The following is a 12,960-nucleotide window of genomic DNA, read 5'->3' as shown; positions in this document are numbered from 1 at the left end:
TCCGATCGGTGTGCGGCCGACATCTGACCGTATGTGACGGCATACATGGCCTCAACAGGCCCTTTTCAGGCACGCGCGGACAGGGTTCCATGGTCAACAGGCGGCCACCGCACCCGAGGTGGCCCGGTACAACCCTGCGAGGCAGCCGTGGCCATTGGCGTACGACGCACGACCCTGACCCTTCCCGCGGCGCCCGTCGGCCCGGCCAGTCCGCTGCCCGCCCTCCGTTCGCCGGGCGACGTCCACCGCGTCGAGCTGTCCGAGGGGCTGGAGCTGCCGCCCGACATGGCCCGCCAGCTCCGGTACGCACCGCTGGACTCGCTGCTGCCCGTAGCCGTGCGCGACGGTTACGGCCGTACGCGCGCCGAGACGACCCTCGACGCCCTCGTCATCGAGAACGACCGGCTGCGCGCCACCGTCCTGCCGGGCCTGGGCGGCCGCGTGCACTCCCTGTTCCACAAGCCCACCGGCCGCGAACTGCTCTACCGCAACCCCGTCCTGCAGCCCGCCAACTTCGCCCTCAACGGTGCCTGGTTCTCCGGCGGCATCGAGTGGAACACCGGCGCCACCGGACACACCACGCTGTCCTGCGCCCCCGTGCACGCCGCGACCGTACCGGCGCCCGACGGCGGCGAGATGCTGCGCCTGTGGGAGTGGGAGCGGCTGCGCGACCTGCCCTTCCAGGTGGACCTCTGGCTTCCGGACGGCTCCGACTTCCTCCTCGTCGGCGTCCGCGTCCGCAACCCGCACCTGAACGCGGTGCCCGCCTACTGGTGGTCCAACATCGCCGTCCCCGAGGACGAGCACACCCGCGTCCTCGCCCCGGCGGACGGCGCCTGGCACTTCGGGTACGAGCACACCCTGCGCCACGTTCCCGTACCGGAGTCCGACGGCGCCGACCGCACGTACCCGCTGCGCAGCGAGCACCCCGCCGACTACTTCTACGAGATCCCGGACGGCGACCGCCGCTGGATCGCCTCGCTCGACGCCACCGGCCACGGCCTCGTCCACACCTCCACCGACACGCTGCGCGGCCGCAAGCTGTTCCTGTGGGGCGCCGGACGGGCCGGGCGCCGCTGGCAGCGGTGGCTCACCGAGCCCGGCACCGGCGGCTATGCGGAGATCCAGGCGGGGCTGGCCCGTACCCAGTTGGAGCACGTACGCCTGGAAGGCGGCGCGGAGTTCGCCTGGCTGGAGGCGTACGGGCCGCTCGCCGCCGATCCGGCCGCGGTGCACGGTGCCGACTGGGCCGCGGCCCGCCGCGCGGCCGGGGACCGGCTCGAAGCGGTACTGCCGCGCGAGCAGGTCGACGCGGCTTTCGCCGTCTGGCGGCCGTACGCCGACGTCGAGCCCAAGGAAGCGCTGGCCACCGGCTCCGGCTGGGGAGCCCTGGAACGGGCCCGCACCGGCCACGACCTGCCCGGCACCCCCTTCGCCGAGTCGACCGTCGGTCCCGACCAGCAGCCCTGGCTGACGCTGCTGCACACCGGCGACTTCCCGCGCGGCGGCGGTGTGCCCGCGGCGCCCCTGGTAGCCGCGCCGTGGCGCGACCTGCTGGAGTCCGCGCCGCCCGGGCCCGGCACCGACTACCACCTCGGCCTCGCGCAGTGGCACGCGGGCGACCGGGCCCAGGCCGTCCGCAGTTGGGAACGGGCCCTGGCCCATGGTGCGGACTGCCGGCCGCTGTACTGCCTCGCTGTCGCAGAGGAGAGCGAGGGGGAGACAGCGCGCGCGGCGCAACGGTACGCGGAGGCGCTGGACTGCGTACCCGACGACCTCGCGGACGGTACGGATCACATCGGGCCGCTCCTCCCCGCCCTGATACGCGCAGCGGTCCCCGCGCTGCTCGCCGCCGGGCGTGCCGACGAAGCCGCGACTGCTCTCGGCCGGCTGCCCGAGGCGGCCCGTACCGACGGCCGCTTCGCCCTGCTGACTGCCCAGGTGGCCCTGGCGCAGGGGGACGCAGCGGCGGCCCGCGCCGTCTTCGACCGCGGCTTCGAAGTCCCTGATCTGCGGGAGGGCGACGAGTCCCTCAGCGACACCTGGTTCGCCGTCGCCGAAGCCCTGGTCGCCGGAACCGGGCCCGTCACCTCCGATGTCCGGGCCCGGGCGCGTGCGGAGCACCCCCTTCCGGACCGCTACGAATTCCGGATGCGGGCGGTGTGAAGCGCAGGAAAGCCGCAGAAGGTGCATAGGGTGCGGACAGGGGTGTGCGGTGCGCTTGTGCGGTACGTGCGTGCTGCCCGGCCCCGTTCCCACCTGTCCCGCCGTGCCACCGCGCCGCCGTGAAAGAGCACCGCCATGCCGATCCGCGCCGACAGCCGACTCCACACCGTCCCCCTGCGGCACGTCCTCGGCGGGCTGCGCGCGGGCGGCCCGCTGGCCCTGATGGAACGCACCGGACGACAGGCGCAGGGCGCGCTGACCCGGCTCGACCTGGGCACCTTCCGGCCCTACCTGGTCACCCACCCGGACCACCTGCGGCACGTCCTGCGGGATCGCGCCGAGAACTACCGCCGGGGCACGGCGATGTGGAAGGCGATGGGCCGGCTCACGGGACTCGGGATCGCGGGCGAGGGGCCTCGCTGGCGGGCCAGCCGGGACCTGTGGTGCAAGGGCCTGTCGGGCGGCGCGCCCGCGCACGCCGACGGCACGGCCGGTTCGGCGGAGGGCGCGGTGGCGGAGCTGGAGCTGCGGGTGGCGGGCGGGGCGACGGTGGACGCGCTGGCGGAGATGACCCATGTCGTACTCAGGGTCGTCAACCCGGCGTTCTTCGGTTCCCGCATCCCGCAGCACCGGTGCGACCGGCTCGCCGCCGCGGTCGCCGTCGCCTTCGACTCACTGCTGTGGCGGATGGCGCTGCCCTTTGTGCCACTCGCGGTACCGGTGCCCGGCGACCGCGCCTTCGGGCGTGCCACCCGCACGGTCAACGAGATCCTGCTGCCGCTGATCCGGCGCGCGCGGTACGAGCGGCCCACCGGCCCCGACCTGATGAGCGTGCTGCTCGCGGGGGCGGACGCCGACGGCCGCGCGCTGAGCGACGAGCAGGTCGCCCAGGATGTCGTGGCCCTGTTCGTGGCCGGTTCGGAGTCCAGCGCTCTGACCCTGACCTGGGCCTGGGTCGCCCTCGCGGCGCATCCGGACCTCGCGGCGGAGGTACGTGCCGAGGCCGACGCCGTGCTGTGCGGCGGCCCTGTCCGGCCGGAGCACGCCCGTCGGCTGGTGGTCACCCGCCGGTTCCTGGCCGAGGTCTGCCGCCTGTACGCGATGGCGTGGGCGGTGCCGCGGACGGCCGCCGCCGAGGACGTCATCGACGGGGTGACCGTCCCGGCGGGCGCCACGCTGGTGCTCTCCCCCTACCTGACGCACCGGCTGCCGCAGTTCTGGCAACGGCCGCTGCGCTTCGACCCCGGCCGGTTCGCCGCGGAGCGCGTCCGGGGCCGGCACCCGCTGGCGTACCTGCCCTTCGGGGACGGGCCGCACCAGTGCGTGGGCCAGGCGTTCTTCTTCCAGCAGGCGGCCCTCGTCGTGGCCGCGATGATCAGCCGGTTCGACTTCACGGTGCCGGGCCGGCCCGAGCCCAGGGCCGCGGTCGCGCTGCGGCCGCGGGGCCGCGTCGACCTGGTGCTCACTCCGCGCCGCTGACGGGGCTCGTGCTGTCGCCCCGTTCCCTCAGCGCTGCGGCCTCAGAACCGGTCCCACCACCAGGCGATGGACGGAAGCGGCGGCGGTGCGTCGGCGCGCGGCGCGGTCCCGGTGAAGGAGCCGGTGGTGGTGACCGCGCCGGGGTGCCGGCCGTCCGGGTTGCTGTATCGGCCGGCGCGCAGCCCCCATTCGATGTTCCCCCGGATCAGGTGGGAAAGGTGGTCGAGATGCAGCCGCAGTGGCGCGCAGGCCGTAGGCAGCACACGGTCGCGCAACTGGATGAAGCGCAGGGTCAGCCGGTCGCACAGGTCGACGGCCGCGGCCAGCGCCGCTTCCAGGCCCAGGCCGTGTTCGGCGGCCAGGATGTCGACGAGGTTGAGCCGGCAGCGCGAGGAGTACGGGCTGCGGGCGGCCAGCCAGCGTTCCTTGCCGTACGAGAACAGGTCGTCGTCGAACGCCGCGGTCGTGAAGGCCAGTTCGTTCAGCGCGCGCACGGCCGGTGAGTCCATCACCGCACCGGGGATCTCCGTACCGTCGATGATCTCCGTCCAGCTCATGGTGGCCGTGCCGGCCGCGGTGTGCTGGCGCAGATGGGCGTAGTCGTCCAGTGACGGCGTACGGTCGCGCAGCCGGCAGCCGAACTCCCACAGGACCCCGAGGAACCAGGCCCGGTGACCGTCCACCATGCGCCGGACCTGCACCGGCGTCCCCGCGGCACGGCAGCGCGCGGCCAGGTCGTCGGCCGCCGCGAGGAAGGGGTCGGCGGGTCCGCCCCGTACGGTGCCCGGCGCTTCCAGTACGCGCAGCAGACGGGTGGCGAAACCGGTGAAGTCCTCGGCGCGCAGGCTGGCCGGGCCCTCGTCGCAGTGCAGGTCGTCGAAGGCGAACATCAGCACGCACCAGTCCACCGCGAGCTGGAGCCGGCCGGCCGGCGCGGCGGGCATGATGCGGCCGTAGAAGCCGCCGCAGTCGTTGCCGGCCATCCGGACGCGCTGTGCGCCGTTCCGGCACAGTCCGTGCCCTTGAATCCAGGCCGCCGCGCATGCGTTCAGCCGGTCGGCCTCCGGGTGCGCGGCACCGGGCAGCGGGCAGTAGCGCGGCGGGATCGTGACGCGGACCGGTTCCGCGGCGGTGTCTTCGCGTACCCCGGCGGCCACCGGAGCGGGCACGCCGTCCCTCATGGCGCGTCCTCCACGGCGTTACGGGAGCAGGGCACGGGAGAGCGCTTGCGCCGCCTCGGCCACACTGCCGGAGGCGGTGGCGTCGAACACCGTGCCCTGGGCGGGCAGCGGGCTGGTGCCGAGGGCGTTCTTCAGCGCGTCGTACCCGCCGGTGCCCAGGCTCAGGGCCGCGGCACCGTGCCCGGTGCCTTTGGTGACGTCGACCCGGGTCTTGGCCATCTCGAAGGCGAAGGCGAACAGGTCCACCGACGGCTGCTGCCGCCCCCGGCGGGCCCTGGCGCCCTCGGCGGCGGCCGTCCCTTCGGCCTTGTGGGAGCCGAAGTCGAAGGCCATGTCCGTGAAGGACACCGCCCCGCCGCCGGCCTTCCTGAAGGTCAGGCCACCGTCGGCCGGAACGGTCCCCTTGCTGAGGTCCAGCGCGAACTCACCCCGGGTCATCGGCAGCTGCACACACCGGCGGCCGTCGACGTCGACCACCCGCCCCGGACTCCGCGCCTCCAGCGTCACCCCCTGGTCGGCCAGCGCTTGGGCGACGGCCGGCACCGGACACAGGTCCATCTCGGCCTTGCCCACCTTCACCTGAGGAGCGGGCAGCACGCTCGGGGTCACCCCGGCCGCCGCGCCGGTCCAGGACAGGACGCAGCCCCCGGCGGCCACCGCACAGACCGGCACGACGAGGCGGCACCAGCGTGGCAAGGACATGACGACTCCCGTCGACGACGCTCAGGGACCAGCGGTCCGCTCCGCTGTACCGGCCCGCCGCCCCGTACGGGTCGCCCGCCTTCTACGCGAACACACCGCGGGCCCCCGGACGACCGCGCGCGGGCCGCTCGGGTGACGGGCGGAGCGGCGGGAATTCCGGACGCGGGCGGTGTGAGCGGTGTACGGCACGCTCCCGAGATGCGCCGGACGGGCACGGTTTTCGAGATGTCGCGCGGGGGCGGAACGAATCGAGACCGTCACGCGTTGTAGCGATCATGAAGGCAATCATCACTCACAGCTATGGTGACCCCGACCAGCTCACCTGGACCGACCAGCCCGATCCCAAGGTGGGGCCGGACTCGGTGCTGGTGCGGGTGAAGGCGGTCGGGGTCAATCCCGTCGACTGGAAGGTCCTGGCGGGGTATCTCGATCCGCTGATGGACGTGCACTTCCCGCTGATCCCCGGCTGGGACGTGGCCGGGGTGGTCGAGCGGACCGGTCTGGACGCGACCGAGTTCGCCGTCGGTGACGAGGTCGTCGGCTATGTGCGCAAGGACGAGGTCCAGCACGGCACCTTCGCCGAACTGGTCGCCGCGCCGGTGCGGACCCTGGCGCGCAAGCCCGCCGCCCTGAGCTGGCAGCAGGCCGCCGGGCTGCCGCTCGCCGGCCTCACCGCCCTCCAGGTGCTGGACCGGGTCGGCGTGACCAAGGGCGAGACGGTCCTGGTGCACGCCGCGGCGGGCGGTGTCGGGTCGCTCGGTGTGCAGATCGCGGTGGCCCGCGGCGCCCGTGTCATCGGTACGGCCAGCGAGCGCAACCACGACTTCCTGCGCTCCCTGGGCGCCGAGCCGGTGACGTACGGCGACGGCCTGGCCGACAGAGTGCGCGAGCTGGCGCCCGACGGGGTGGACGCGGCCGTGGACTTCGTCGGCAACGGCGTCATCGACGTCTCGCAGGAGCTGCTGCGCGACACCTCGCGGGTCGCCTCCGTCGCCGACAACGACGTGCTGGAGAAGGGCGGACACATGGTGTGGGTGCGCCCGGACAGCGCCGGCCTGGCCGCGCTGGGCGACCTCGCCGACGCCGGGAAGCTCACGGTGCACGTCGACACGGTGCTGCCGCTGTCGCAGGCGGCCGAGGCGTTCCGCCGCAGCCAGGAGGGCCGTACGCGCGGGAAGATCGTGCTGGAGGTTTCCTGACGGGCGGACGGGATGGGAAGGGGGGAGTGTGGCCATCGGACGGGCTCGGGTGGTCGGGTGCCGGCTGGTCAGGCGGCGTCCGGGCGGTCTCTGTACGGGCGGTCTCCGCGCCGTCGGTTTCCGTGCGGGCGGTCTCCGTGCGGGCGGTCTCCGTCCGGCCAAGCGGGGGAGTGGCCGAGGAGGGCCAGTATCTGGTCCAGGGCGGGCGTCAGGATCTCGGCGGGGAAGGTGCCCGCCGTCCCGAGGGGCCTGGCCACGTCGCAGGCGTGCACGACGGTGTCCGCGAAGGGGAAGCCGATGCCCCGCTGGGCCCGGACCATGACGTCCGGCCCAGCTAGGGCAGCGCGAACCGGCGCGCCGGCACGCCCGGTTCGGCGAATGCGGCGGCCACCTGGCGGGCCGAGGCCACGAACCCCGCACCGGGCGCGTCTCCCGCCGGGCGGGGTGCGAAGTCGGCGGCCGAGGTGACCTGTCCACGCGCGGCGGCGGCGAAGCGGAGGTTCTGGCCCGTCATGCGGGCGACCAGTTCGCCGAGGTCCCACGCGGCGCACGGCGTGGGCAGCCCGAGATGTTCGGGGCGCACCCGGCCCACCACCTCGGTGGCGGTGTCCAGCACGGCGCGGTGCAGGGGGCGTAAGCCGGCCGCCGGACCCGGGGTGCCGGACATCAGGCCGCTTTCCGGTCGGCGTACTCGAAGACCGAGCCGTCCGGGTGGATGGCGACGAGGTTGCGGCCGATCGGCGTCGGCAGCGGGCCCGCGATGATCTGCGCGCCGACCGCCGTCAGATCGGCCACCGCGTCGTCCACGTCCTGGACCGCGAGCGTAGCGGTGATCTTGCTGAGCACCTCCAGTTGTGCCTCCGGGCCGCTCATCAGGAAGAAGCAGCCGACGGCCGCGACCGAGACGCCGCCGTGCTCGAAGCGCATCGCCTCCGCGCCGGTCAGCCGTTCGTACACAGCGACCGCCGCGTCGAGGTCGGTCACGCACACCCGCAATGAGGTCCCCAGAATGTCCATGGAACGAGGGTAGTTGGGGTGCCTCGCCGTACGCGATCAGTTGGGTGATTCCGAAGGAATCGGGGGCGCGGTTCGGTCTCCGGCATGCCGCCCGGTCAACCGGTCAACCGGCCATCTTCAGACCATCATCGGCGGCCCCACGGGAGAGCACCACCTCACGTACGGCGTCCCGGGCCCGCGCGTGCGCCGAACCGCCGGGCGCGCCGCCGGTCAGCGGCACGACGCGGAACGCTTGCTCCACGTCCGTGAGTTGCGGTGTGAACTCCGCCTTGGTCACGGTCCAGGGCCGGCCCGCCGCGTCCGGCGGCGCGAAGGTGAAGCGGGCGATCGAGCTCTGGTTGCCGCGGGAGTCGACCGCGCCCTGCGGGTTGTACATGTAGCCGGCGAGCTGGTCGCCCATGCCGTACACCACCCAGGTGCCGTTGACCTTCTCGTACGCCTGCGGGACGTGGGCGTGGGTGCCGAGCAGGAGATCGATGTCGGGGCGGCCGCCGGTGCGGGCGGCGGTGAGCGCGTGGGCGAGGGTGTGCTGCTGCTCGTCGGGTTCCTGCTGCCACTCGGTGCCCCAGTGGAGGCTGACCACGACCACGTCGGCGCCCGCGCGCCGGGCGGTCCGCGCGTCGGCGAGGATCCGGTCCCGGTCGATGAGGTTGACCGACCAGGGCTGTCCTTCGGGTACGGCGATGCCGTTGGTGCCGTAGGTGTAGGCGAGCTGGGCGACCTTCGCCCGCCCGGCCTTGAGGAGGGTGGGCCGGCCGGCCTCGTCAGCGGTACGGGCCGAGCCGGCGTGCCGTACGCCTGCCGCGTCCAGGGCGTCGAGGGTGCGGCGGATTCCGGCGGGGCCGTCGTCCAGGGTGTGGTTGGAGGCGGTGGAGCAGGAGTCGTAGCCGGTGGCCTTGAGCGCGGCGGCGACCTGGGGCGGCGACTTGAACGCGGGGTAGCCGGTGAACGGGCCGCCGTCCTCGCCGTACACCGTCTCCATGTGGCAGATCGCGAGGTCGGCGGCGGAGACCAGCGGCCGGACCCCGGCGAGCATCGGGCCGAAGTCGTGGCCGCGGCCCTGCGCGTCCTTGCGGGCCTGCTCGATGATCTCGGTGTGCGGGAGCACGTCGCCGGTGGCCAGGAGGGTGAAGCCGCCGGACGCGGCTCGTGCCGGCTGCCCGGTGGTCGCGCCGTGACGTCCCGCGGCGGGCTGCTGGGGACCGCAGCCCGCCGCCAGGAGTGCCAGTACGGCCAGGGCGGCCGCTCCGTGCGTTCTTGTCACGGATTCTTCATACCGGGTGACACGGGAGAGTTCGTGCTGGCTGTGGCGGTCGGGTCACGCCCCGCGCGGGAGCGGGCCCGGCGGGCGCCTCACACCCGGCAGAGGATCTCGCCGTTCAGCACGCTGAACCAGCCGTCCTCCTGCGCGCCCCACTCCCGCCACACGGCGGCGATCCGGTCCAGCCCGGCCTCCGTGGCGTGGCCGCCGTCCACCGCGCGTCGGGCGTACGTGGAGGCCACCGTCCGGTCCGCCCACAGGCCGCTCCACCAGGAACGTTCCTCCGGTGTCGCGTAGCACCACGCGCTCGCCGTCGAGGTGATCGCGGCATCGGCGAAGCCGGCCTCCCGGGCCCAGGCGCGCAGGCGCCGCCCCGCGTCCGGCTCGCCGCCGTTGGCGCGGGCGACCTTGCGGTAGAGGTCCAGCCAGTCGTCCATGCCCTCGGTCTCCGGATACCAGGTCATGGCGGCGTAGTCGGCGTCCCGTACGGCGACCAGGCCGCCCGGCTTGGTGACGCGCCGCATCTCGCGGAGCGCCCGGACCGGGTCGCCCACGTGCTGGAGGACCTGGTGGGCGTGGGTGACGCAGAAGGAACCGTCCGGGAAGTCCAGTGCGTGGACATCGCCGGTCACGAAGCGGACGTTGCTCAGGCCGCGCCCCTCGGCGGTGGCCCGTGCCTGCTCCAGTACGTCCGGCGCGTGCTCCAGCCCGGTGACCCGGCCGTCCGGCACCAGCGCGGCCAGGTCGGCCGTGATGGTGCCGGGGCCGCAGCCGATGTCCAGGATCTCCATGTGCGGCTCGACCGAGTCCAGCAGGTACGCCGCCGAGTTGGCGGCGGTGCGCCAGGTGTGCGAGCGCAGGACGGATTCGTGGTGTCCGTGGGTGTACACGGCGGTCTCACGGTGGCCCGGGGTGCGGGCGGCGGATCCGCGGTGCTTCTGGGTGTGGACGGCGGACTCGTGCGGCATGGCGGACGGCTCCTTCGCGCTCCCGGTCGGCAGGTGTGAGCACCCTACGCCGGGTAACCGCATGATGAGAACGCCGTCTCGTCATTCGGGCAGCAGGCGGTAGACGGTCAGCGCCTCGTTCTCCTTGCAGATCGTCAACTCGCGCGGTGCGGGCGACACTTCCCCGTCGTACGCGAGGACGCTGCCCTCCGCCAGGCCGCCCAGGCGGACCGACCGCATCCGGGACTCGCTCAGCACGGGGGAGTGCCGCAGCGCGCCCGTCAGGGCCGCGGTCAGCAGCCGCGTACGGGCCAGCCGCCCGCCGTGCACCACCCGTACGTCCAGCACGCCGTCCGCCAGGTCGTGCCGGCGCACCGGCGCCAGCCCCAGCCCGCGGTACGCGCAGTTGCCCGCGAACAGCAGCCACACCTCCCGCCGCTTCCCGTTCACCTCCACCGTCACCGGGTCGGCCGTCCGCAGCACCTTCCAGGCGGCCAGCACCCCGGCCGGCCAGGCGCCGATCCGGCCCGCCCACTCCTCCCGTACGCGCACCAGCTCCGGGTACGCACCGACGGAGAAGGTGTTGAGGAAATAGGTGGGGTCCTCGCCCGGCGCGGTACGGAAGCCGGCCAGGTCCACCGCGACCGCCTCGCCGCTCTCCACCGCCCGTGCGGCGTCCGTCAGCGTCTCGATGCCCAGGTCGTAGGCGAAGTGGTTACGGGTGCCGCCGGGCAGCACCGCCAGCGGCAGACCGTGCCGTACGGCCACCGCCGCCGCGGCGCACACCGTGCCGTCGCCGCCCAGCACCCCCAGCGCGCCGCCCGCCTGCTTGGCCTGCTCCGCGGCCTGCTCCAGCGCCTTGTCCATCGGCGGGGACTCCGGATCGCCGCACAGCACCACCTCGGCCTCCGGCAGCACGCCGCGCACCTCCTGCACCCGGTCGGGGCGCGCGCCGGTGCGCTGTCCGGACGCGTGGTTGGCCACCACGTACAGCCCGCGGCCACCCGGCAGCGTGGGCGCGTCGGCCGCCGGCCGCGCCGGGGGCGCAAGCTGCGCCCGGGTCGGCGCGAGCCCGCGCACCGCGAGGGCGGCACCCACACCGAGCGCGGCCCCCGCCAGGACGTCACCGGGGTAGTGGACGCCCGTGTAGACGCGGGAGAACGCGACGGAGACGGCGACCGGCGCCAGCGCCAGGCCCCACCACTTGTTCTCGAACGCGACACCCGTGGCGAAGGCCGCGGCGGACGCCGCGTGACCGGAGGGGAAGGAGGTGGTGAAGGGCTGCCGGTTGAGCTGCCGTATGACGGGCACCGCGTCCAGCAGCGGCCGGTTGCGCCGCACGGAGCGCTTGCCCAGGGTGTTGACCGTCGCCGACGCCGCGGCCAGCGAGGCGACCCCGCGCAGCGCGGCCCGGCGCATCGGCCGGCCGCCGAGGGCGGCCGCGCCCGCCGCGATCCCCATCCACAGCAGCCCGTGGTCGGCGGTGCGGGTCAGCCGTGGCAGCACGCGCTGCGCGCCCGGCCAGTGCCGTGACGCGACGCTGTCGAAGATCTCGCGGTCCCAGGTACTCAGCAGCTTTCGCATGGGCCACCTGTACCCCGAAGAAGGAGGCACATACAGCAGCCCCACCGTTCCCCGCGTCGTCCGTCGCATCGGCAGCCACTCCTGTCGGTCGGGTGAGTCGTACGGGAGGACTCGGATCTCCGTTCTCAGACGATCCCCGGCCCCCCGTTCCCGACGTCCGGCCAACTGTCCGGAGCGGCCCGGCTTATGTCCGCGAGCGCCGAGTCCGGCTCCTGCGCACGGGCCAGGTCACCGATGCTGACCACCCCCACCGGCGTCCCGTTCTCGACCACCGGGAGCCGCCGCACCGCGTTCGTACGCATCAGGGTGACCGCCTCGCTGATGTGGTCGTCGGGGCCGACGCAGACCGGCTCGGGGGTGCACACCGAGCGGCAGGACACGGCGAGCGGGTCCACCCCGTCGGCCACCGCGCGCAGCGTGATGTCCCGGTCGGTCACCACCCCCAGCAGCACGCCGTCCTGCGTCACCAGGACGTCCCCGATGTCCTGGGCGCGCATGAGCTGCGCCGCCTCGACGAGCGAGGCGTCCGGCAGGACCGCCGCGACGTCCGGGGTCATGACGTCCCTCACGAACTGTGCCATGGCTGTTCGCCTTCTCTCGGTCGGACCGGCGGGCGGCAGGAGGGGCCGGGCCCCTGGGGTGGGAGCGCCCCGGGGGCCCGCCGCCCCGGGACACCGTGCGGGAGCGCGCCGACGGCGCCGTACGGCCCGTGGCGGTGCCGGTCGCCGCGCCGAGCCGCAGCGGTCCTCGTACGATCGAAGGAGGCGACCGGGCGGACCGGGTGGTCCGAGGTACCGGAACGGCCCGCGGGGCCGGGGCCCGGCCTGGTAGTGAGTGGGGTGAGGAATCCGAGTTCCATGCCTGCCTCCGGGGCTCGCTCCGAGCCTGCCGCCGGACGTGTCCGGGTGGTTGTGCGAGCGGGTACCCGAAGGGACGCACCCGACACGGAGGGAGAAACCCCGATGCCGTCCCACGACATGCCCACGGACTCCCCGCGGCCCCCGGAGACGACGGCGGCCGCACCGGGCACCGCGACCCTGGGAGTCCCGCCCGCCCGGCTCGACGAACAGCAACTCCTGCGCGAGCTGGAAACCATCCACCGCACCCGCCACGACACCCTCCTGCACGGCTCTCCTGACGCCCTGGCCACCCATAACGCGCGCATGGCGGAACTGGAGGGCGAGTACCTGCGCCGCCACCCGCGCCGCTGGGTCACCTCCGGCCGCACCCGCTCCGGAGCCCGCGCCCGCACCGGCTGACCGCCCGGCGACACCGGGACGTTTGACCGGCCGCCGGCCAGGTACCCGGTGACCGGCCGAGCGGCCACGGAGAAGGCCCCGGAAGCCAGGGCGACGGGGCAGTGGGGAGGAGCGCCCGGGCGCGGAATGTGGGGTTCCGCACCCGGGCCTCCTGCGTGTTCTGTG

The 12,960-nt window shown here is 74.2% G+C and carries 13 protein-coding genes; 4 read left to right on the top strand and 9 right to left on the bottom strand.

Annotated elements, in window-relative coordinates; all coding sequences use genetic code 11:
- The first annotated feature begins 147 nt into the window (after nt 1–147).
- Together EJG53_RS07145 and EJG53_RS07140 are read left to right on the top strand one after the other, a co-directional pair.
- Nucleotides 148–2,166, top strand: coding sequence for a DUF5107 domain-containing protein (locus tag EJG53_RS07145; protein WP_125044133.1), 2,019 nt, complete (start codon nt 148–150; stop codon nt 2,164–2,166).
- A 135-nt stretch (nt 2,167–2,301) separates the two neighbouring features.
- Nucleotides 2,302–3,645 (top strand): cytochrome P450, encoded by a 1,344-nt coding sequence (locus EJG53_RS07140; protein WP_125044132.1) that lies wholly within the window; start codon nt 2,302–2,304, stop codon nt 3,643–3,645.
- Between the two features lie 41 nt (nt 3,646–3,686).
- Here EJG53_RS07140 and EJG53_RS07135 read toward each other — a convergent pair whose 3' ends face one another.
- Complete coding sequence (locus EJG53_RS07135; RefSeq protein ID WP_125044131.1) at nt 3,687–4,826, bottom strand: terpene synthase family protein; 1,140 nt, start codon at nt 4,824–4,826, stop codon at nt 3,687–3,689.
- Nucleotides 4,827–4,844: 18 nt separating this feature from the next.
- The gene (locus EJG53_RS07130) at nt 4,845–5,528 is read right to left on the bottom strand and encodes a hypothetical protein (RefSeq protein WP_125044130.1); all 684 of its coding nucleotides are present in this window, start codon (nt 5,526–5,528) and stop codon (nt 4,845–4,847) included.
- A gap of 275 nt (nt 5,529–5,803) precedes the next feature.
- On the opposite strand from EJG53_RS07130, the gene EJG53_RS07125 reads away from it, so the two are divergent.
- The gene (locus tag EJG53_RS07125) at nt 5,804–6,727 is read left to right on the top strand and encodes an NADP-dependent oxidoreductase (RefSeq protein ID WP_125044129.1); all 924 of its coding nucleotides are present in this window, start codon (nt 5,804–5,806) and stop codon (nt 6,725–6,727) included.
- Between the two features lie 68 nt (nt 6,728–6,795).
- Here the strand turns inward: EJG53_RS07125 and EJG53_RS07120 are convergent, their stop codons facing one another.
- From EJG53_RS07120 to EJG53_RS07090, 7 genes are all read right to left on the bottom strand, one after another.
- The gene (locus tag EJG53_RS07120; RefSeq protein ID WP_125044128.1) at nt 6,796–7,047 is read right to left on the bottom strand and encodes a hypothetical protein; all 252 of its coding nucleotides are present in this window, start codon (nt 7,045–7,047) and stop codon (nt 6,796–6,798) included.
- A 14-nt stretch (nt 7,048–7,061) separates the two neighbouring features.
- Complete coding sequence (locus EJG53_RS07115; RefSeq protein ID WP_125044127.1) at nt 7,062–7,394, bottom strand: DinB family protein; 333 nt, start codon at nt 7,392–7,394, stop codon at nt 7,062–7,064.
- Nucleotides 7,394–7,744, bottom strand: a complete 351-nt coding sequence (locus tag EJG53_RS07110) for a VOC family protein (protein WP_125044126.1) — start codon at nt 7,742–7,744, stop codon at nt 7,394–7,396. The genes EJG53_RS07115 and EJG53_RS07110 overlap by 1 nt, the downstream gene beginning before the upstream one ends.
- Before the next feature lie 103 nt (nt 7,745–7,847).
- Nucleotides 7,848–9,008, bottom strand: a complete 1,161-nt coding sequence (locus tag EJG53_RS07105; protein WP_125044125.1) for a CapA family protein — start codon at nt 9,006–9,008, stop codon at nt 7,848–7,850.
- An 89-nt stretch (nt 9,009–9,097) separates the two neighbouring features.
- Nucleotides 9,098–9,973, bottom strand: coding sequence for a methyltransferase domain-containing protein (locus tag EJG53_RS07100; RefSeq protein WP_125044124.1), 876 nt, complete (start codon nt 9,971–9,973; stop codon nt 9,098–9,100).
- Nucleotides 9,974–10,054: 81 nt separating this feature from the next.
- Nucleotides 10,055–11,536, bottom strand: a complete 1,482-nt coding sequence (locus tag EJG53_RS07095) for a bifunctional phosphatase PAP2/diacylglycerol kinase family protein (RefSeq protein WP_125044123.1) — start codon at nt 11,534–11,536, stop codon at nt 10,055–10,057.
- Between the two features lie 125 nt (nt 11,537–11,661).
- Nucleotides 11,662–12,117, bottom strand: coding sequence for a CBS domain-containing protein (locus EJG53_RS07090; protein WP_125044122.1), 456 nt, complete (start codon nt 12,115–12,117; stop codon nt 11,662–11,664).
- A gap of 396 nt (nt 12,118–12,513) precedes the next feature.
- Between EJG53_RS07090 and EJG53_RS07085 the strand changes: the two genes are divergently transcribed.
- The gene (locus tag EJG53_RS07085; RefSeq protein ID WP_371858793.1) at nt 12,514–12,795 is read left to right on the top strand and encodes a DUF6158 family protein; all 282 of its coding nucleotides are present in this window, start codon (nt 12,514–12,516) and stop codon (nt 12,793–12,795) included.
- Nucleotides 12,796–12,960: the final 165 nt, after the last annotated feature.

Origin of the sequence: Streptomyces chrestomyceticus JCM 4735 (assembly GCF_003865135.1) — a bacterium.
GTDB lineage: Bacteria > Actinomycetota > Actinomycetes > Streptomycetales > Streptomycetaceae > Streptomyces > Streptomyces chrestomyceticus.
Note: the sequence above shows the minus strand (reverse complement) of the source record. Positions and strands in the feature narration are given on the sequence as shown.